We start from the raw sequence: 19,162 nt of genomic DNA, 5'->3' as shown, positions 1-19,162 counted from the left end.
CCGGAACCGTCGCCTGGCCCGGACCCGCGAACGACCGTCCGCCCGGACGACCGGTCCGTCCGGGCGGACGGCCAGTACACGCTACGAGGCGACGGCGCCGGTGCGGATGGCGGTGAGGAGGCCACGCCACTCGGCCGGTGAGAAGGCGAGCACCGGCCCGTCGGGGTTCTTCGAGTCACGCACGGCCACCACCCGCTCAGCCCTGGCCGCTTCGATGCACTCGGACACCTGGGTTTCGCTGTAACTGCTCCTGTGCCACACCAGCCCTATTTCGACGCAGGTGCCGCCTTGACTATTGCTGCGGCTGCTCTTGCGCCAGATGACGTGAGCCAGATCTGCTCCATTCATAGCTCTGACTTTACGCGGTGGATCAGCGCCCGAGAGTCGGTTTCCGATAGAGCTATGCGGCGTAGTCGATCGAAGGCATCCTGATAGCGAACGACATCAGGTGTGCTATCTAGCATCCACCGCCCAGTCAGGTGGTCGATGAACACGGCGCTCAGGGCAGGTGGTTGGCCGATATACAGCACGAGAAAGGCACTACTTGTGTAGACAGGTGCACCGAGTGTGAGAGGTAGTACCTGCACCGTGATGTTTTCCTTGTCCGACTCTTCGAGGAGTTTCTGGAGTTGGGCGCGCATCACGCCGGGACCGCCCAGAGGTCTGTGCAACGTGGTCTCCCCGATGATCGCCGTTATCTGTGGCGGGTCGTCCTGATGGACGATTCGTTGCCGGGCCATGCGATATCTCACGTAGATGTCCGCCTTCGAGAGTTCGCTTTCGATGAGGCTGGTGCGTTGGATTGCTCGGGCGTAGTCCTTGGTTTGGAGCAACCCTGGAATTACATTCTGTTCCAGAATGTTGAGCCTGGTTGCGGCGGCTTCCAAGGAGGCGTAGTCCAGGTCGGCAGGGTGCAGGTCGTGTTTGAAGTCGGCCCACCAGCCCGGTCGGAGGTTCTGCTCGGCGAGGGTGAGGAGAGTGGTGCGGAGGGGGTCGGGGACGGCGTAGACGTCCAGGATGTGTTTCAGGTCGCGGACGCGGATGTTCTGCTTGCCGTTCTCGATCAGGCTGAGCGAGGATCCGGCGCGTTCTAAGCGGCGCCCCGCCGCGTTGAGGGTGAGACCTGCCGCTTCGCGTATCCCGCGCAGCTCCCGGCCGATCCGGCGGGTCCGGGCGGAGGATGTCGGTTGCTCCCGCATGCGTTCACCCTGTCACGCAGCGCAGCCGATCGCCGGAAAAGCCGAAGGCCCTCAAAATTCAGTTTCCGATCCTGGCGAGACATCCGATCCGTGTGGTCACGACCACGCACGGCGACGAATGTGGCGGGTGACACCGACCGAGAGGAACGGCGATGACTCCCCGCCCGCCCCGGCTCCCGCATCCCGCCGGACACCCCCCGCACTCCATGGGCGCCCCTCCCTACCCAGGACGCACCGCCCGCCCCGTCGCGGGCCGCCCCGGCGCACCGTCTGGGAGGGCGAGGTGACCATGCGGCGGCAGATCATCATGGCCATCACCCTGCCCGGAACGGAGCGCGCACCCCGGGCCGCCCGGCTCTACGCGCGGGAACTGCTCGGCCCGGACCACCCCGCGCTCGACCCGGTCCTGACCTGCGTGAGCGAGGCCGTCACCAACGCCGTCCGGCACACCGCGTCAGGGGCGGGCGGCAAGGTCGGCCTCCTCTTTGCCGCCGAGGGCGGCCACCTGGTGGCGGAGGTCGCCGACGACGGCGCGGCCGGCGCCCGCCCCCGCCTGCACGACGACCCCCTGGCCGAGCACGGCCGCGGCCTGCGCATCATCGCCGCCCTCGCCGAAAGCTGGGGCGCCCGCCCGGACGGCGACCGCACCACCGTCTGGATGCGCTTCCCCGCCCTCCTCCGTGACGGTTATCCACATTCCACGTGACCTCTCGAACGCGGAACGTCACCATAGAAAGCTGGCCCGCATGAACGAGTGGAGCCACGATGAGTGTCATGGGCATCAACGACGTTCGGCTGCCGGACGACCGGCCGCTCACCGTCGACGACCTCGAACCGCTGCCCGACGACGGCAACCGGTACGAGCTGATGTACGGGGTGCTTGAGGTGAGCCCGGCACCGACTGGCGACCACGCGGACGCCCTGCACCGGCTGGAGTTCCTGCTGGAGTTCCACCGGCCCCCGGAACTCAAGGTCATGCGAGGGCAGGGCGTCAACCTGCACGGAGACCCCACCCGGCACCGGGTGCCCGACACCACCGTGATCAGGCGGGAGGACTACGAGCCCAGGTACCAGATCCTTCCGGCGGTACTGGCCGTGGAGGTCGCCTCGCCGGGCACCGCGCTGCGCGACCGCAACGTCAAGCGGGCCGAGTACGAGGAGTTCGGCATCGAGAATTATTGGATCGTCGTCCCCGACCGCGATCACCCGAGCATCACCGCCTACGAGCTCCAGCCGGACGGCCGGTACATCGAGGCCGCGCACGTGGTCGGCGACGAGGTCTTCACCACCCGGCGCCCCTTCCCCTTCTCCCTGGTTCCTCGCCGGCTCGTCACCGAAGGGGAGTGGCGCCCCGCCTTCCCTCCCCGCTGAGACGGCGGGCGGGCGTCAGGCCGCCAGGTGGGCCGCTTCGGTGAAGAGTTCGGCCTGGCGGAAGCGGTCGCCGGTGAAGGGCATGCCGATGACGCGGTGGACGCCGACCTCGGCCAGGGCGGCGAGGTGTTCCGCGGCCCGGGCGGGCGGGCCGGTGAGCAGCGCCCGGCGGGCCTGGGCGTCGGTCATCCCGTACTCGGTCAGCGAACGGACCTGGGCGTCGATCGCCGCCGCGGGCACATCGCCGAGGGCGATGCTCAACGCGACGGTCAGGCGCGGCGCCGGGCGGCCGTGCTCGGCGGCGAGGGCGGCCAGTTCCCGGGCCGCGGCGGCGATCTGGTCCGGGGCGGAGAACGCCGGGTACCACTCGTCGCCGTACCGGGCGGTGCGGCGCAGGGCGGCCGGGCCGCCGGCGATTAGCACCGGGGGCATGGTCGCGCCGGGGGAGAGGGTGACCTCCTCGCCGTCCACCTTCGCCGGCTCGCCCCGGACCAGGTCGGGGAGCACCGCCAGCGCGGCGTCGGTGCGGCGGCCCCGCTCGCGGTACGGCACGCCGACGGCCCGCCAGGCCGCGTCCCCGTGCACCTCGCCGCCGACCCCGACGCCGAGCAGCACCCGGTCGCCGGACAGGTGTTGCAGGGTGGCGACCTGCTTGGCGGCCCAGGCCACCGGGCGCAGCGCCAGGACCATCACCCCGAAGCCGATCTTGATCCGTTCGGTGACGGCCGCCGCGGTGGCCAGCACCAGCGTGCTGTCCAGGAACGGGCTCGTCGGGATGAGATGGTCGCCGACCCACACCGACTCCAGCCCGGCCTGTTCGGCGTGCCGGGCGTGCGCGGCGACGTCCCCCACCCCGTGCCGGGGCAGGACCACGCCCACCTTGAGGGCGTTCACCGCCTCGCCGGACTCCGCTGACCGCGTTGCATGCATGGACCCTCCCGAGCCGCCCGAACCGTCCCGGGTAGCGTGCAACCTCAACTCCGATCGAGGTCAACGGTCAGGCCCAGACCGGTTCGGGGGTCTCGCGGACGTCCCCGCCGGCGCCGAAGATCAGGTAGCGGTCGAAGTCGGCGGCGAACCAGCGGTCGTGGGTGACGGCGAGGACGGTCCCGGAGTAGGCGGCCAGGGCGTTCTGCAGGGCCTCGGCGCTGGCCAGGTCCAGGTTGTCGGTGGGCTCGTCCAGCAGCAGCAGGGTGGCGCCGGACAGCTCCAGGAGCAGGATCTGCAGCCGGGCCTGCTGGCCGCCCGACAGCGTCTCGAACGGCCGCCGCCCGGCAGGCGCCAGCTCGTAGCGGGCGAGCGCCGCCATGGCCTCGTTCAGGGTGCGGGCGTGGTCGGCCGTCACGATCTCGGCGGGCGTGCGCCCGTGCAGGTCGGGCCGGGTGTGGGTCTGCACGAAGTGGCCGGGTGACACCCGCGCCCCCAGCTGGGCGGAGCCGGTGTGCGGGACGTCCTCGGCCCCCGCCAGGAGGGTGAGGAAGCGGGACTTTCCCGAACCGTTGGAGCCGAGCACGGCGACGCGCTCGCCGTACCAGACCTCGGTGTCGAAGGGGCGCGTCAGCCCGGTGAGTTCCAGCTTCTCGCAGACCAGCGCGCGCCGGCCGGTGCGCCCGCCGCGCAGCCGCATCCGGACGTTCTGCTCCCGGGGCACGGGTTCGGGCGGCCCGGCCTCCTCGAACCTGCGCAGCCGGGTCCGGGCGGCGCGGTAGGCGGAGGCGACGGCGTCGTTGCCGGCCGCGCTGCGCCGCAGGTTGTCGGTCAGCCGCCGCAGCCGGGCGTGCTCCTCGTCCCAGCGGCGGTTCAGCTCGGCCAGCCGCTCGGCGCGGTCGCGCCGCCCCCGGGCGTACGTGCCGAAGCCGCCGCCGTGCACCCAGACCCGGCCGCCGGGCTCCACGGTGACGACGCGGTCGGCGGCCCCGGCCAGCAACCGCCGGTCGTGCGAGACGAGCAGGACGGTCTTGCCGGTGGCCCGCAGCCGTTCCTCCAACCACTCCTTGCCCGGCACGTCGAGGTAGTTGTCGGGTTCGTCCAGTAGGAGCACCCGGTCGGGCCCGCGCAGCAGCGCCTCCAGGAGCAGCCGTTTGCGCTCCCCGCCCGACAGCTCGTTGACCGGCCGGTCCCGGACGTCGTCGAAGGGGCGGCCCAGGGCGAGGGTGGTGCAGGTGTCCCAGACGACCTCGACGTCGTACCCGCCCGCGTCCCCGTAGTCGGCGACGGCCTGCGCGTAGCCGAGCTGGGTGGCCTCCTCGTCGCGCCCGGCCAGCGCCGCCGCGGCGTCGCGCAGCGCCCCGGCCGCGGCCCGGACGGGGTCCGGCGCCACCGACAGCAGCAGGTCGTGCAGGGTCCGGCCGTCACCCACCCCGCCGACGAACTGCCGCATCACGCCCAGCCCGCCGGATCTGGCGATCCGCCCCGAGGACGGCTGCAGCTCACCTGCGATCAACCGCAGCAAGGTGGTCTTTCCCGCCCCGTTCGGCCCCACGAGGGCGGCCGTGACCCCCTCGCCGACCCGGAAGGACACCTCGTTCAGCAGGAGCCGGCCGTCCGGCAACGCGTAGCTCAGCCGGTCCACCTCCACGTGTCCCACGGTTCCTCCCGAGCAGACCGGATCAGTGTTCGATTCACCGGATCATTGATCCAGTGATGGAACACCCTACTAAACTCCCTGCCGTGGACACCGGTGAGACGAGAGCCGCCGCGGCGGGGGACGTCTGGCTCAGACCCCCGCGCGCCCGGCGCGAGACGCCCCCGCTCAGCCGCGAGCGCATCGTGGCCGAGGCGATCGCCCTGCTGGACGAGGAGGGGCTGGCCCGGCTCACCATGCGGCGCCTCGCCGAACGGCTGGGCACCGGATCGACCACGCTCTACTGGCACGTCAAGACCAAGGACGACGTGATCGACCTCGCCCTGGACGAGGTGTTCGGCGAGGTCGCGCTGCCGGACCCCGGCGACCCCTCGTGGCGGGTGGACGTCACCGCCCTGATCCTCGGCTGGCGTGCCGCGATGCTGCGCCACCCGTGGTCGACGGCCGTGCTGGCCCGCCCCCTGATGGGCCCCAACGTCCTGACCCGCACCGAGTTCCTGCACGCCAGGCTGGCCACGGCCGGGTTCGCCGGCCCGGAGCTGTCCGCCCTGGCCTCCGCCCTGGCCAACTACGTCATCGGCTCCGCCCTGATGCAGGCCACCGCCGAACCGGCGGACGAGGAGGCCGCGCGGCGGGCGGCCGAGCGGCACCTGCGGGAACGGAGCGACCGCTACCCGACCCTCGCCGAGACCGGCCCCCCGATCGGCCGCGACTGGGACGACGCCTTCGCCCTCGGCCTCGACTGCCTGCTCGACGGCGTCCAGGCTCGCGCCGGCCGGGAGTGACCGAGCGTCGGTCGTTGGACCGCGAGAGAGGCGTCCAGGCTCGCGCCGGCCGGGAGTGGCCGGAGCGTCGGTCGCCGGGCCACGAGAGGTGTCCAGGCCCGCGCCCGCCGGGAGTGGCCGGAGCGTCGGTCGTCGGGCCACGCGGGAGGCTTCCCTGGCCAGAGCCGGCCGGGAGTGGCCGGAGCGTCGATCGTCGGGCCATGCGGGAGGCGCCCCTGGCTCGTGCCGGCCGGGAGCGGCTGGAACGTCGGTCGTCGGGCCACGCGCGAGGTGCCCCTGGCTCGCGCCCGCGGGAGTGACCGCGGGGACCGGCGCTCCCGCCGGTCCCCGCGGGCCGGTCACTGCCGGCGGGCGTAGGCGCGGACGGCGAGCGGGCAGAAGACCAGGAAGAGGGCCGCGCACCAGATCAGCGCGGTGGTGCCGGCGTCGCCGGGGGGTGTGCCGTTGAGCAGGGCGCGGCAGGCGTCCATGACGTGGGTGACCGGATTGACGCCGGCCCAGGCGCGCAGCCAGCCTGGGAGGGTGTCGACGGGGGCGGCGAAGCTGGTGCCCAGTTGCAGCGGCAGGAACGCGAAGAACCCGAGGGCCAGGACGGCGTTGGCGTCCCGGACCAGCACCCCGACGAACACGGTGACCCAGCTCAGGCAGAAGCCGAAGAGGACGGCCAGGCCGGCCGCGGCGCAGGCGGCGACCGGCCCGCCGTGCACGCGGAAACCGAAGGCCACCCCGATGCCGAACAGGACGGCGACGGCGAGCAGGTAGCGGACGATGTCGGCCAGCACGGAGCCGAGCAGGGGCGCGAGCCGGCTGATGGGCAGGCTGCGGAACCGGTCGGTGACGCCGTTCTTGAGGTCGAGGTTGATGCTCGTGCCGGTCGAGACCATCCCGGCCAGCCCGGCGCCCATGACGAGGACGCCGGGCAGCAGGTACTGCATGTAGCCGGCGGTGGACCCGGCGACCGGCCGGCCGAACAGGGAAAGGAAGATCACCAGGAACAGCGCGGGCGTGACGACCCCGTTGATGACGGGGCCGGGGTTGCGCCTGGTCTTGACCAGGCTGCGGCGGGCGAGCACGAGGCTGTGCCGGAGCCAGCCCGGCAGCCGGGTCCGCGGTCGCCGGGGTGCGTGCACGGTGGCGGTCATCGCGTGGCCTTCGCAGAGTCGGTGGCGGGGTCGGTGGCGGTGGCGGGGTCGGTGGTGGGGTCGGGGGCAGGGGCGAGGGCTGGGCCGGAGACAGGGCCGGTGGAGGAGGGGGCGGAGGAGCCGGTCAGGGCGCGGAACACCTCGTCGAGGCCGGGCAGCCGCAGCGACAGTTCGGTGACGCCGATGGCGCGGTCGCGGAAGCGGGCGGTGACCTCGAAGAGTTCGCCGGCACCGGCGACGGGCACCACGAGCTCGTGCCGGGTGGAGCGCTCCGGGGCGCGCCCGGCGACCGCGGCCATGATGGCCGCCGCCGGCTCGGTGTCGGCGGGGTCGTCGAGCCGCACGGCGATGGTGTGCCCGCCGACCTGCCGCTTCAGGTCCGCGGGAGTGCCGGCGGCGATGACCCGCCCGTGGTCGATGACGGTGATGGCGTCGGCGAGCGCGTCGGCCTCCTCGAGGTACTGGGTGGTGAGCAGGACCGTGACGCCGTCGGCCGCCAGGCCGCGGATCATCTGCCACAACTCCTCGCGTTTGCCGGGGTCCAGGCCGACCGAGGGCTCGTCGAGGAAGAGCACCTCGGGACGGCCGACCAGGCTCGCGGCCAGGTCGAGCCGGCGGCGCATGCCACCGGAGTAGCCGGCGACGGGCCTGGTGGCGGCGTCCTCCAGGCCGAACCGGGCCAGCAGCTCACCCGCCCGCCGGACGGCATGGCGCCGGGGCAGGTCGAGGAGCTGCCCGATCATGACCAGGTTCGCCAGCCCGGTCAGCTCCTCGTCGACGCTGGTGTGCTGGCCCGACAGCGCGATGCGCTCGCGGACCTGCGCCGGCCGGCGCACCACGTCGAAGCCGGCCACCCGGGCGCGCCCGCGGTCGGGCCGGAGCAGGGTCGCCAGGATGCGGATCATCGTGGTCTTCCCTGCGCCATTGGGCCCCAGCAGGCCCAGCACCCGGCCGCGGGCGACGGCCAGGTCGACGCCGTCGAGCGCCGCGGTCCTGCCGAACCGTTTGGCGAGGTCCTCCGCCTCGAACCCGTGCTCGCTCACCCGTGCTCCCTCCAGTCGATGACAATTCAAATGTTCTGAACATTCGGATGATAACAACATCTGAATGGGGTCGGTATCGTACGGCTGTGAGCGAAGCGAGGGGAGCGCGATGGCCAGGCTGACCCGGGCACAGCGGCAGGAACTCACCCGGGCGGCGGTGCTGGCCGCGGCGCGGGAGGAGTTCGCCGAACACGGCTACACCGACGCCAAGGTCGACCGGATCGCGGAGCGGGCCGAGCTGACCAGGGGTGCGGTGTACTCGAACTTCCCGAGCAAGCGCGCGCTCTACCTGGCGGTCCTGCTCGACGAGAGCGAACCCCCCAGGGTGGTCGAGGCACCGCCGCCCCCCGGCCTGGCCGAGGCGGTGGACGCGTTCGCCCGACACCGGCTCGAACGGCTGCCCCTGACCGGCGACACGCCCGCCGCCGGGAACCTGCGGCTGCGCTCGCTGACCGGGGTGTTCGACGACGAGTCGGGCCGCACCGCACTGGCGCAGGTCACCCGGCTGGAGGCGCTGCTGCTCGCGCTCGCGCTGGAGTCCTGCCCGCCGCGCCGCACCCGGCGGGTGCGGCTGGCCGAACTGGTCCTCACCCTGCTGAACGGCGCCGACCACCTGGCCGAGACGGCGCCCGGGTTCGGCGACCCCTTCGACGTGGCACTCGCCTGCCGGCACCTCACCACCCTCGACCTGCCCGACCCGTGGAACCCGCCGCACCTGCCCTTCGTCGCCCCCGCCGAACCCGTCCGGGACCCCTGGGAGCCGCCCGCGGAGCTGCCGGACCAGCTCACCGGCCGCCAGGTCGGCTTCACCGCCGACGGCGTGATCGCGGTCCTCGGCGCCGGCCGGCTGGAGGCGGCCGAGGAGGCCGTCCGCGCCGCCCGCCCCGGCGACCGGGTCACTGTGGCCGTGGTGACGTCGGATCCCACCGAGATCGGCCGGGCCGTATGGCTCCGGATCGGCGATCTCGCCGGTTGCCTGCGGCGCGTGTTCGCACCGGCCACCCGGCCGGGCCTGCACCTCGTCCTCGACGACCACGCCGCCGTCGCGACGGCCCTCGGAATCCAGGGAGTGAACGACGCCACCGAGGCCGCGGTGCGCGTCCGCGCGGGCGAGATCACCGCCCGAGCCCAGGGCCGGGGCGCCGCCCACGCCGCGGCGGTCGCGGGTGGCCCGGCCACGACCCGGCCGGGCGAGGCGGAAAGCTAAGGCCTGTCCCAAAGCGAGGCCGACAGCCCCCGGCGGTACCACCAACGCCCGTCTCCGGCCGCTTGCTCGCGTGATCGTTGAGGATGGGTGGGGCCGGGGCCCCACCCATCCTCAACGATCACCGGCGCAGGCGCTTGTGGTGGCCGGGTCCCGCGCGAGCGAGCCAGGATCATCGGCACTTGGCCCACTTCGGAACACGCCTTTGCACGGTGTTCGGCGGCGTCCATCGGCTCCACCGGTCGCGTCCCTTCCCGCCGTCCCATCTCGGCCGGGGCCCTTCGGCTTTCAGGCGCCAGGGCACCCCGGCCGCTGAAGGACCGGCCACGCCGGCGAGGGGGCGAGGCCGCTTTTCCTGCGCTCGGCGCCGCACCGGGCTCCGCGGTTGACCTCAAGTCTTCTTGAGGTCGCAGGATCGGTGCACCGCCGGGCGGACCGGCGGGAACCGGGCCGGGGAGGCGCGCATGGGAAGGCTGGAGATCGGGGTGGTCCTGCCGGGGATCGCGGTGCAGCGGCGGCAGGGGCTGGACCTGGCCACCGCCGCGCAGCACGCCGAGGACGCGGGGCTCGACGGCGTGTGGCACGGCGACCACCTGGCGACGGGCACACCGTCGCTGGACTGCGCCGTCGGGCTCGCCACCGCCGCCGCGGCGACGACGCGCATCCGGATCGGCGCGAGCGTCTTCATCCCGGCGATCCGGCCGCTGGCCTGGGCCGCCAAGCAGGTGGCCGCCCTGCAGTACGTGTCCGGCGGGCGGCTGGTCCTCGGCGTCGGTTCGGGCGGCGGCCCGGAGCAGTGGGCGGCGGCCGGCGTACCGTACGGGGAGCGGGGAGCGCGCACGGACACCGCTCTGGAACTGCTGCCCCGGCTGCTGTCCGGGGAGCCGGTCCGGCTCCCGCACGGCCCGGAGGTGGAACTGTCGCCGGCCGTGCCGGTGCCGGAGATCTGGGTCGGTAACGCGTCACCGGCGGCGGTCCGGCGGGCCGCCCGGCTGGGTACCGGCTGGTTCCCGTCCCTGGTGCCGGACGCCCGGGTGGCGGACGGGGCGGCCCGCCTCGCCGACCTCGCTGCCGGGCACGGCCGCCCGGCACCGGTGATCGCGCTCGGGACGACCGGGGTGCTCGGCACCGAGCCCGGGCTGCCCACCCGGGAGGAGATCGCGGCGGGCTTCGCCGGCGTCTACGGCGTCCCGCTGGAGGAGGCCGTCGCGCTACCGGTCACCGGTGGCCCGGCGGAGGCCGCCGAGCGGCTGGCCGCCTGCCGGGCGCTCGGCGTCAGCCACCTCGTGCTGGGCTTCGCCGGCGGCGACTGGCGCCGGCAGTGCGACCTGCTCGCCGCGGCCGGCGCCCTGCTGGACTGACCGGGTCGGCGGTGCGCCGGCGCCGCCGGGCGCGGCGGACCAGGCGCCAGCCGGCCCAGCCCGCCGCGAGCAGCAGGATCAGCGCGACCACCGGGGCGAGGACGGCCAGCAGGCTCATCCCCAGGGACAGGCCGTCCTCGGCCGCGCTGACCACCGGGGTCCCGGTGCCGGCCGTGCCCAGGTTGACCACCGGCCGCGCCGTCACCTTGACCAGGTGCACCACCAGGGCCGTCGCCACGCCCAGCACCCAGCCGAGCCAGGGGTGGTCCTGCGCGAGGAAGGTGTCGAGCCGGGCGGCCGAGTCGGTCGCCGCGAAGACCGCGCCACCGGCCGCGGGCCGGACGAACGTCTGGACGGCGTCGTTCAGGTGATCGACCACGGCGATCTTGTCGAGCGTCATTTCCGCCACCAGCAGCACCCCGAGCACCGCCAGCACCCGCGCGTCGGTCAGCCAGCCGAACTCGGCGGGCAGCCGCACCAGGTCGGTCTGGCGGTCGAGCAGCCCCACCACCAGCAGGGGGATGTAGGCGTTCAACCCGGCCGCGGCGGACAGGCCGAGCCCGGTCAGCATGGCGAACACGATGTGCCCTCCGTTTTCGGTGTGCAGTCCTCTCAGACGGTCGGCCGCCGCGCCCGGTTCCCGTAACGAATCTACAATGTAAAGGCGCCGGGCCGGTCAAATCCTGCCTTCGACCGGTTCGCACCATGTAGGGAACCCCCGCGTCCCCGGTAGCGTCTCCCATGGGGGATGCACCGCCTGAGGCGAGGGAGTGAGCGGAGCGGTCCGTGAGGGACGAGCGGCCCGCGTAGTGAGCGAGTGAGCCGAGGGCGGTGGCAATGCGGCCTGAGGCGAGGGAGTGAGCGAGCGAGCCGAGGGCGGCGGCAACGCGGAAAGGCGGGGCGATGGCGGGGCCGGGAAGGCTGCTACGGGTGATCGGCAGGCGGCTCGGCCCGCGGGGGACGGCACTCACCGTGCTGGCTGCGCTGCTGCTGGTGATGGTGGCGCCGCTGGTACTGCTGCCCGCCGTGCGCTGCGAGGTCTTCGGCATCGGCTGCCACCGCGGCACGTTCCCCGCCCCCGCGCCCCGGCCGCTCGGCGACCGCACCCGCCCGCTGAGCCCGCTGCAGGTCGCGACCCAGGGCCGCTACGTGGCGCTGGGCGACTCCTACTCCTCGGGGGAGGGCGGGTACTCCATCGCCGCCGACCGCGACCCCGCCAACCGCTGCCACCGCACCTCCGCGTCCTACTACCACGCCGTGGCGAAGGCGTACCCGTTCGCGCGGGGCTCGGAGTTCTGGGCCTGCGCCGGCTCGACCTCGGGCCAGGTGCTGCGGGGCAAGTCGGGGGAGCCGCCGCAGGTCGGGCGGGTCGACACCGGCACCAGCCTGGTGACCATCAGCATCGGCGGCAACGACCTCGGCTTCTCCAAGGTGCTCGTCGGCTGCGTGGTCAGGCTGCCATGGAGCGACAAGTGCACCGAGCAGGGCCCGGAGATCGCCAACCGGATGGCCTACCTGCGGCGGTCGCTCACCACCGTCCTGGAGCAGATCACCACCCGCGCCCCCTACGCCCGGGTCATCGTGCTGGGCTACCCGCGGATGTTCTCCGAGACGAAGGGCTCCGCCTTCGACAACCTCAGCGTCTCCGACCAGCGCTGGCTGAACGGCCAGGGGTACACCCTGAACGAGCTGATCCGGCAGATCTCCCAGGAGGCCGACCAGCGCATCGCCACCTCGGGGCGGCAGGGCAGCGTCGAGTTCATCGACGTGTACAGCGCGTTCGCCGGCCACGAGATCGGCAGCCGTGACCCCTACATCAACAAGCTCGACGTCAACCTGGGCGCCCTGGCCGCGGAGCCGCGCAGCTTCCACCCGACCATCGCCGGGTACCGCCGGCTCGGCGAGCTGGTCGTCGCCCAGATCAAGGAAGGGCCCGGCCGGGCCATCAACCAATATCGCTAGCCCGGCTCGGTTTCAGCGGGTCGTGGCCGACCGTCATCAGGGCGTGCCGCCAGTGCTCGTCCCCGGCCCCGGCGGGGGGCGGCGAGCCGAGCCGGGCGGAGACGAACCCGACCACCCGCCGCATGGTCGCGGTGTCCTCGTCGGTCAGGTCCCCCTTGCGCTTGTTGAGCACGTGGACGACCCGCCGGCCCAGGTCGGGCAGATGCAGGTCGGGGTCGGCGGTGAACGCCTTTTCGCCCGACGCGTCGGTCAGCAGCCAGGCGCGCAGCTCGTGCGAGCTCATGTTGACGACCCGGTGGAACCTGTCCCAGAGCGAGTCGACCTCGGGTGAGGTCCTCATGGTGCCTCCTCGGGTTCCGGGTTCTGCCTACGGGGTGGTCCTAACCGCCTGCCGGCGGCTTATGCGGGGCGCAGCAGCGCCTCCTGGGTCACGGAGGCGACGAGGAGCCCCGCCTCGGTGTGCAGGGTGCCGTGGGCCAGCCCGCGGGCCCCGGCGCCGCCGGTCGGCGTGACCGAGTACAGCAGCCACTCGTCCACCCGGGGCTGGTGGTGGAACCAGAGGGCGTGGTCCAGGCTGGCGGCGTGCGAGATGGGCGTGTCCCAGCCGGGCGCCATCGCGCTGTGCACCACTCCGATGTCGGACAGGAAGGTCAGCAGGCACGCGTGCACGGCGGGGTCGTCGCCGACCGGTGCGGGGACGCGGATCCAGAAGGGGTGGGTGAGCACGAACCCGTCGGCGGCCGGGCCGCGTACCGGGCGGATGTCGAAGACCGCCAGCGCCGACACCCAGTCGGGCAGCTCGATCGGGCCGATGTCCTCGGGGCCGGGCAGGCCGGCGGGCGCCGGCGGCTGCCACTCCTCGCCGGGTTCGGTCACCTGGAAGGAGGCGATGAGCTCGAAGATGGGTTTCCCGCCCTGTGCGGCGGTGACGTGCCGGGTGGAGAAGGAGCGGCCGTCGCGGGTGCGGCGGACCTCGAACCGCAGCGGCTCGTCCGGCAGGCCGGGCCGGATGAAGTAGGCGTGCAGGGAGTGCGGCCGCCGGTCGGGGGCGACCGTCAGGCATGCCGCCCGCAGGCTCTGCGCCGCGACCTGCCCGCCGAACAGCCGGTCTCCGGGCTGGTTCGAGCCGGGGGAGCCGGCGAAGGTGTCGTCGCCGACCGGGTCGAGATCGAGCAGGGCCAGCAGCCGTTCCACCGCGGAGTCGTTCACATCTCACCTTTCCGGCCGCCGACAGCAGCGACGTACACCGTACGGCACGAGTGTTTCAGGTGGTCGTGGGAGGTGCCCCGTCCGGATGGGCGCGGACGGTGTCGAGGAAGCCGGTGAGGACGGCGGAGGTGTCGTCGCGCCGCCAGACGACGGCGAGCCGGACCGGGCCCGGCGGTTCGCGCAGCGGCCGGTGGACGACGCCGGGCCGGTACGTCACCCCGGCGGAGGCGGGCACCAGGGCCAGCCCCAGCCCGGCGGAGACCAGGCCGAGGATGGTCTGCAGCATCCACACGTCCTTCTGGACGACCTGCGGGGACACCCCGGCGGTGGCGAGCAACTCGCTGATGTAGGCGTACAGGCCGGGCATCTGGTGCCGGGCGGGCAGGATGAACGGCTCGCCGGCGAGTTCGCGCAGGTCCACCGCGGGATTGCGGGCCAGCCGGTGCCCCTCGGGCAGGGCGAGCACCAGTTCCTCGGCCGCGACCGGTACGGCCGACAGCGCCGGATCCTCGAACGGCAGGTAGAAGAAGGCGGCGTCGAGCCGGCGTTCGTGCAGGCCGCGGACCAGCGCGTCGGGGTCCATCTCCCGCAGGAACAGCTCGACGCCCGGGAAGCGCTCCCGGTGCCGGCGCAGCATGCCGGGCAGGTCGCCGTTGGCGGCCGAGGGCACGAACCCGATGCCGAGCCGGCCGATCCCGCCGTCGCCGGCCCGCCGGACCAGCCGCGCGGTCTGCTCCAGGTCGGCGAGCAGCCGGCGCGCCTCGGGGAGCAGCGCCCGCCCGGCCTCGGTGAGCTTGATGGCCCGCTGGGAGCGGTCGAACAGGGGGACGCCGAGTTCCTGTTCGAGCAGCCGGATCTGGGTGCTCAGCGGCGGTTGCGCCATGTGCAGCCGGCGCGCCGCCCGGGTGAAGCTCAGCTCCTCGGCGACCACCGTGAAGTACCGCAGATGCCGGATCTCCATGGCTCGATGATACTGAGAAGCTATGGAAAGCGCTGATTTAGATATTTGACGTATGTGTCGGGATGGCGGACCCTTGCTCGGGTGAACACCCGAACGCCACCCTCCCTCCTGCGGTCCCCGCACGAGGCCGCCGCCCTGGTCCGCCCCGGCCACACCCTCATGGTCGGCGGGTTCGGCCTGGTCGGCGCGCCGCTGACCATGATCGAGGCGCTGCGCGGGCAGCCGGAGGCCCGCGACCTGACGATCATCAGCAACAACCTCGGCGAGCCCGGCCGGGGGCTCGGCAGGCTGCTCCTGGACGGGAAGGTCCGCAAGGCCGTCGGTTCCTTCTTCACCAGCAACCCCGACGTGGTGCGCTGGCACGCCGAGGGCCGGCTGGAGATCGAACTGCTGCCGCAGGGCACGATGGCCGAGGCGATCCGCGCGGGCGGCGCCGGGATCGGCGGCTTCTACGTCCGCACCGGCGCCGGGACCGCGCTGGCGGAGGGCCGCGAGACGCGGGTCATCGACGGCCTGCCCTACCTGTTCCAGCGGCCCCTGCGCGCGGACGTGGCGCTGGTCCGGGCCGGGCAGGCGGACGAGCTGGGCAACCTGACCTACATCAAGACCGCCCGCAACTTCAACCCGGACATGGCCACCGCGGCGGACGTGGTGATCGCCGAGGTGGACGAGATCGTCCCCGTCGGCGCCCTCGACCCGGAGCGCATCGTGACGCCGCACCTTTTCGTCGACCACCTCGTCCTGGCGGAAGGCACCCGATGAGCGACGTGCAGCACGCGATCGCCGCCCGCGTGGCGCGCCACCTGAAGCCCGGGCAGGTGGTCAACCTGGGCATCGGCATCCCGACGCTGGTCGCCGACCACCTGCCGGACCGGGGTTCGGTCTTCTTCCAGACGGAGAACGGCATGCTCGGCGTGGGCCCCACCCCGGCCCCCGAGGACGTGAACCCCAACCTGATCCACGCCGGGAAGCTGCCGGTGAGCGAGACCCCGGGCGCGTCGTACTTCGCCAGCTCGGCCTCGTTCGGCATGATCCGCGGCGGCCGGGTGGAGGTCGCGGTGCTCGGCGCGCTGCAGATCGACGCGACCGGGCGGATCGCCAACTGGGCCCTCCCCGGCCGGCCCGTGCTGGGCGTCGGCGGCGCGATGGACCTGCTGGTCGGCGCCCGCACGGTCATCGTGGCGACCACGCACACCGCCAAGGACGGCGCACCGAAGATCGTCCCGGAGTGCGCGTTCCCGCTGACCGCCGACCGCACGGTCGATCTCGTCGTGACCGAGGCGGCGACGTTCGCCGTCGAGGACGGCGGCCTGGTCCTCACCGAACTCGCGGCGGGGACGACACTCGACTGGGTCCGTGCGCACACCACGGCCCCGTTCCGGATCAGGGAGACCGTCCGATGACTTCCGAGATGACCCGTGAGGCCTGGATCGTGGCCGCGGTGCGCACCCCCATCGGGCGGTACGGCGGCGCGCTGGCCACCGTCCGTCCCGACGACCTGGCCGCGGTGGCGCTGCGCGAGCTGATCGACCGGTCGGGCGTCCCCGCCGAGGAGGTCGAGGACGTCCACATGGGGTGCGCCAACCAGGCCGGCGAGGACAACCGCAACGTGGCGCGGATGGCCGCGATCCTGGCGGGCCTGCCGCTCACGGTGTCCGGGGTGACGGTCAACCGGCTGTGCGGGTCCGGGATGCAGGCCGTGGCCGACGCCGCCCGGGCCGTGCTCGCGGGGGAGGGGGAGGTGCACATCGGGGCCGGCGTGGAGTCCATGAGCCGCGCCCCGTGGGTGCTGCCCAAGCCCGACCGCCCCTACGCCCAGGGCCCCGCGCAGCTGCATGACACCTCGCTGGGCTGGCGCATGGTGAACCCGCGGATGGAGGAGCTCGGGCACACCGACCCGCTCGGCATCACCGCCGAGAACCTGGCCGGCGAGCGCCACCTGCTGACCCCTGAGGAGGGCCGCCCGGAGGAACTCGCCCGCGAGTACGACCTGTCCCGGGCCGCGCAGGACGGGTTCGCGCTGGCCAGCCACCGCAAGGCGGTGGCGGCGGCCGAGGCGGGCCGGTTCGCCGACGAGATCGTGCCCGTGCCGGTCCCGCAGCGCAGGGGCGACCCGGTGGTGTTCGCCGCCGACGAGGCGCCCCGCCCCGACACCTCCGCCGAGCGGCTGGCCGGGCTGCGGCCGGCGTTCCGCTCCGGCGGCTCGGTGACGGCGGGCAACTCCAGCCCGCTCAACGACGGCGCCGCCGCGGTGATGGTGGTCTCGGCCGCGTACGCGCGCGCCCACGGCCTGCGCCCGCTGGCCCGCATCCGGGCGAGCGCGGTGGCCGGCGTCCCGCCGCGGGTGATGGGCATCGGCCCGGTGCCGGCGACGGCCAAGCTGCTGGGCCGGACCGGCCGCAAGCTCTCCGACGTGGATCTGATCGAGCTCAACGAGGCGTTCGCCGCCCAGGCGCTCGCCGTCCTGCACGAGTGGGACGTCGACGCCGCGGACCCGCGGATCAACGTCAACGGCGGGGCGATCGCCCTCGGCCACCCGCTGGGCTGCTCGGGTGCGCGCATCGTCACCACGCTGGCCCACGAGCTGCGGCGGCGCGACGACGCCCGCCTGGGCCTGGCCACCATGTGCATCGGCGTGGGCCAGGGCATCGCCCTGCTCCTGGAAAAGGTGGACTGACCTTTCGCCGGGGGAGGCGCGCACCGCCTCGCCCGGGGCTGGTCAGCCGGCGGTGATGGTGTTGAGGCGGTCGAGGGCGGCCGCGAAGTCCTCGATCATGTCGTAGACGACCTGCCGGGCCGGCTTGACCTGGTTCATCTGGCCGACGACCTGGCCGACGAAGTAGTTCGCCAGGGCCTGCGCGCCCTCGTTGCCGGTCTCGGCGGCCTTGCCGATCTGCCGCATCGCGCCCTCGGCGACGATCATCTGCAGCGGCATGGGGAGCGCGCCGGGGCTGCCGGGCCCGTCCCACTCGTCGGTCCACGCCGACCTGAGCTGCCGGGCGGGCTTGCCGGTGCGCGACCGCGACCGGACGGTGTCGCGGGAGGTGGCGGCGAGCATCTTCCGCTTGACCGCGGGCGGGGTCTCGGCCTCCTCGGTGGTGAGCCAGACCGAGCCGCACCACACCCCGGCGGCGCCCAGCGCCAGCGAGGCCGCCAGCTGCCGTCCGGTGGCGATGCCGCCGGCGGCGAGCACCGGAAGGGGCGCCACGGCGTCCACCACCTCGGGCACCAGCACCATGGTGGAGATCTCGCCGGTGTGGCCGCCGGCCTCGCCGCCCTGCGCGACGATCAGGTCCACGCCCGCGGCCACCTGGCGGCGGGCGTGCTCCACCGTCCCGACCAGCGCGGCGACGGCCACCCCGGCGGCGCGCGCCTTCTCGACCATCACGGCGGGGGGCGGGCCGAGCGCGCTGGCGATCAGCCGGATGGGGTGGTTCAGCGCGACGTCGATCAGCTCGCCGGCGCCCTGCCTGGTCACCGACCCGCCCGCGCCGGTCTCGGCGGACGCCCGGGCCCGCTCGAAGTCGGGGAGGGGCACCCCGTACCTCTCCAGCAGGCCGCCCAGGAAGTCCCAGTGCTCCTGCGGGACGGCCGCGAGCATCCGGCCCAGCCCGCCGCCCGCCGCGGCCTCCTCGGCGGATGCGTCGATCTTGCCGGGGACGAGGACGTCCACGCCGTACGGCCGGCCCCCGACGTGGTCGTCGATCCAGCGCAGCTCCTCCTCCAGCCGCTGCGGGCTGTAGGCGACCGCGCCGAGCACGCCGAGGCCGCCCGCGTTGGTCACGGCGGCGACCACGTCCCGGCAGTGGCTGAACGCGAAGAGCGGGAGGTCGATCCCGAACATCTCGCTGATCTCGGTGCGCATACCGATGACGGTACTGAACCGAATGCCGTTCGGTCCACCGTTCCCGGGCCGGGAACCGGTTCAGCCGGCGGGGCGGAACAGCAGGTGGAGCTCGCCCTCCTCGGGGTGGCCGAAGGCCGCCCGCAGCGGCAGGCCCGCCCGCAGCCCCGCGGGGGCCACGCCGTCGAGCCGGGCCTGCAGCCAGGGGCCCTCGGCCAGCTCCACCAGGGCCAGCAGCGCGGGCTCGGGCGCCGTCCCGTCCGGGCCGGGGCGGCCGTGCAGCACGGCCCAGGTCACCAGCTCCGCCCGGCCGTCCGCCGCCGCCCACTCCAGCCGGTCGCCGCCGCACTCCGGGCAGCCGGTCGCGTCGGGGGCGTGCCAGCGGTCGCAGTCCGCGCAGCGCCTGATGACCAGCCGGTCGTCCGCTGCGCCGTCGAAGAACGGGTCCGTGCGGCCGTCCCGCCGCAGTGTTCCGATGTCCATGTCGCGCTCCGGGG

Annotated in this window: 21 protein-coding genes; 9 read left to right on the top strand and 12 right to left on the bottom strand. The window is 73.7% G+C overall.

The features are described 5' to 3' along the window. Positions 1-81: 81 nt before the first annotated feature. Both DPM19_RS06065 and DPM19_RS06060 read right to left on the bottom strand, forming a co-directional pair. Positions 82-348, bottom strand: coding sequence for a DUF397 domain-containing protein (locus tag DPM19_RS06065; protein WP_111863774.1), 267 nt, complete (start codon positions 346-348; stop codon positions 82-84). After that, positions 345-1,199 (bottom strand): helix-turn-helix domain-containing protein, encoded by an 855-nt coding sequence (locus DPM19_RS06060; RefSeq protein WP_111863773.1) that lies wholly within the window; start codon positions 1,197-1,199, stop codon positions 345-347. The genes DPM19_RS06065 and DPM19_RS06060 overlap by 4 nt, the downstream gene beginning before the upstream one ends. Positions 1,200-1,488: 289 nt before the next feature. On the opposite strand from DPM19_RS06060, the gene DPM19_RS35150 reads away from it, so the two are divergent. Continuing rightward, positions 1,489-1,905 (top strand): ATP-binding protein, encoded by a 417-nt coding sequence (locus DPM19_RS35150; RefSeq protein ID WP_233509936.1) that lies wholly within the window; start codon positions 1,489-1,491, stop codon positions 1,903-1,905. Positions 1,906-1,964: 59 nt separating this feature from the next. After that, positions 1,965-2,570, top strand: coding sequence for a Uma2 family endonuclease (locus DPM19_RS06050; RefSeq protein WP_111863771.1), 606 nt, complete (start codon positions 1,965-1,967; stop codon positions 2,568-2,570). Between the two features lie 15 nt (positions 2,571-2,585). Here DPM19_RS06050 and DPM19_RS06045 read toward each other — a convergent pair whose 3' ends face one another. Next, positions 2,586-3,500 (bottom strand): LLM class flavin-dependent oxidoreductase, encoded by a 915-nt coding sequence (locus DPM19_RS06045; protein ID WP_111863770.1) that lies wholly within the window; start codon positions 3,498-3,500, stop codon positions 2,586-2,588. 67 nt (positions 3,501-3,567) lie between these two features. Then, positions 3,568-5,157, bottom strand: a complete 1,590-nt coding sequence (locus tag DPM19_RS06040; protein ID WP_111863769.1) for an ABC-F family ATP-binding cassette domain-containing protein — start codon at positions 5,155-5,157, stop codon at positions 3,568-3,570. Between the two features lie 83 nt (positions 5,158-5,240). Here DPM19_RS06040 and DPM19_RS06035 point away from each other — a divergent pair, with 83 nt between their 5' ends. Beyond that, on the top strand, positions 5,241-5,939 hold the full coding sequence (locus DPM19_RS06035; protein ID WP_233509870.1) for a TetR/AcrR family transcriptional regulator C-terminal domain-containing protein: 699 nt from the start codon (positions 5,241-5,243) through the stop codon (positions 5,937-5,939). 338 nt (positions 5,940-6,277) lie between these two features. On the opposite strand, the gene DPM19_RS06030 is transcribed toward DPM19_RS06035, so the two are convergent. Both DPM19_RS06030 and DPM19_RS06025 read right to left on the bottom strand, forming a co-directional pair. Next, positions 6,278-7,081, bottom strand: coding sequence for an ABC transporter permease (locus DPM19_RS06030; protein WP_111863767.1), 804 nt, complete (start codon positions 7,079-7,081; stop codon positions 6,278-6,280). Next, a complete protein-coding gene (locus DPM19_RS06025) occupies positions 7,078-8,124 on the bottom strand; it encodes an ATP-binding cassette domain-containing protein (protein ID WP_199484884.1) in 1,047 nt (348 codons plus the stop codon). Before DPM19_RS06025 ends, DPM19_RS06030 begins: the two co-directional genes overlap by 4 nt. A gap of 109 nt (positions 8,125-8,233) precedes the next feature. On the opposite strand from DPM19_RS06025, the gene DPM19_RS06020 reads away from it, so the two are divergent. Together DPM19_RS06020 and DPM19_RS06015 are read left to right on the top strand one after the other, a co-directional pair. After that, positions 8,234-9,331 (top strand): TetR/AcrR family transcriptional regulator, encoded by a 1,098-nt coding sequence (locus DPM19_RS06020; RefSeq protein WP_111863765.1) that lies wholly within the window; start codon positions 8,234-8,236, stop codon positions 9,329-9,331. A 461-nt stretch (positions 9,332-9,792) separates the two neighbouring features. Next, positions 9,793-10,689: an LLM class flavin-dependent oxidoreductase gene (locus tag DPM19_RS06015; protein ID WP_111863764.1), complete on the top strand. Its 897-nt coding sequence runs from the start codon at positions 9,793-9,795 to the stop codon at positions 10,687-10,689. Here DPM19_RS06015 and DPM19_RS06010 read toward each other — a convergent pair. Further along, positions 10,604-11,260: a DUF4126 domain-containing protein gene (locus DPM19_RS06010; RefSeq protein ID WP_233509935.1), complete on the bottom strand. Its 657-nt coding sequence runs from the start codon at positions 11,258-11,260 to the stop codon at positions 10,604-10,606. The genes DPM19_RS06015 and DPM19_RS06010 overlap by 86 nt on opposite strands. A gap of 332 nt (positions 11,261-11,592) precedes the next feature. Here DPM19_RS06010 and DPM19_RS06005 point away from each other — a divergent pair, with 332 nt between their 5' ends. Beyond that, positions 11,593-12,651, top strand: a complete 1,059-nt coding sequence (locus DPM19_RS06005; protein WP_111863762.1) for an SGNH/GDSL hydrolase family protein — start codon at positions 11,593-11,595, stop codon at positions 12,649-12,651. Here the strand turns inward: DPM19_RS06005 and DPM19_RS06000 are convergent. From DPM19_RS06000 to DPM19_RS05990, 3 genes are read right to left on the bottom strand one after another with little or no spacing between them, the layout of a single operon-like run. Then, positions 12,635-12,991 (bottom strand): DUF3140 domain-containing protein, encoded by a 357-nt coding sequence (locus tag DPM19_RS06000; protein WP_111863761.1) that lies wholly within the window; start codon positions 12,989-12,991, stop codon positions 12,635-12,637. The two genes, DPM19_RS06005 and DPM19_RS06000, sit on opposite strands and share 17 nt — an antisense overlap. A gap of 59 nt (positions 12,992-13,050) precedes the next feature. Next, a complete protein-coding gene (locus tag DPM19_RS05995; RefSeq protein WP_111863760.1) occupies positions 13,051-13,860 on the bottom strand; it encodes an acyl-CoA thioesterase in 810 nt (269 codons plus the stop codon). Positions 13,861-13,915: 55 nt separating this feature from the next. After that, the gene (locus tag DPM19_RS05990; protein ID WP_111863759.1) at positions 13,916-14,821 is read right to left on the bottom strand and encodes a LysR family transcriptional regulator; all 906 of its coding nucleotides are present in this window, start codon (positions 14,819-14,821) and stop codon (positions 13,916-13,918) included. A gap of 81 nt (positions 14,822-14,902) precedes the next feature. On the opposite strand from DPM19_RS05990, the gene DPM19_RS35635 reads away from it, so the two are divergent. From DPM19_RS35635 to DPM19_RS05980, 3 genes are read left to right on the top strand one after another with little or no spacing between them, the layout of a single operon-like run. Then, the gene (locus DPM19_RS35635) at positions 14,903-15,583 is read left to right on the top strand and encodes a CoA transferase subunit A (protein WP_233509869.1); all 681 of its coding nucleotides are present in this window, start codon (positions 14,903-14,905) and stop codon (positions 15,581-15,583) included. Further along, complete coding sequence (locus DPM19_RS35630; RefSeq protein WP_199484883.1) at positions 15,580-16,224, top strand: 3-oxoacid CoA-transferase subunit B; 645 nt, start codon at positions 15,580-15,582, stop codon at positions 16,222-16,224. The genes DPM19_RS35635 and DPM19_RS35630 overlap by 4 nt, the downstream gene beginning before the upstream one ends. Continuing rightward, a complete protein-coding gene (locus DPM19_RS05980; RefSeq protein WP_233509868.1) occupies positions 16,221-17,498 on the top strand; it encodes a thiolase family protein in 1,278 nt (425 codons plus the stop codon). The genes DPM19_RS35630 and DPM19_RS05980 overlap by 4 nt, the downstream gene beginning before the upstream one ends. A 42-nt stretch (positions 17,499-17,540) precedes the next feature. On the opposite strand, the gene DPM19_RS05975 is transcribed toward DPM19_RS05980, so the two are convergent. Then, positions 17,541-18,686, bottom strand: a complete 1,146-nt coding sequence (locus DPM19_RS05975; RefSeq protein ID WP_111863758.1) for an NAD(P)H-dependent flavin oxidoreductase — start codon at positions 18,684-18,686, stop codon at positions 17,541-17,543. Between the two features lie 60 nt (positions 18,687-18,746). Beyond that, positions 18,747-19,148: a Zn-ribbon domain-containing OB-fold protein gene (locus tag DPM19_RS05970; RefSeq protein WP_111863757.1), complete on the bottom strand. Its 402-nt coding sequence runs from the start codon at positions 19,146-19,148 to the stop codon at positions 18,747-18,749. Positions 19,149-19,162 lie beyond the last annotated feature (14 nt).

The sequence above is a fragment of the Actinomadura craniellae genome (assembly GCF_003289645.1).
GTDB lineage: Bacteria > Actinomycetota > Actinomycetes > Streptosporangiales > Streptosporangiaceae > Actinomadura_D > Actinomadura_D craniellae.
The sequence above is the reverse complement of the archived record's forward strand: the minus strand, read 5'-3'. Positions and strand labels throughout refer to the sequence as shown.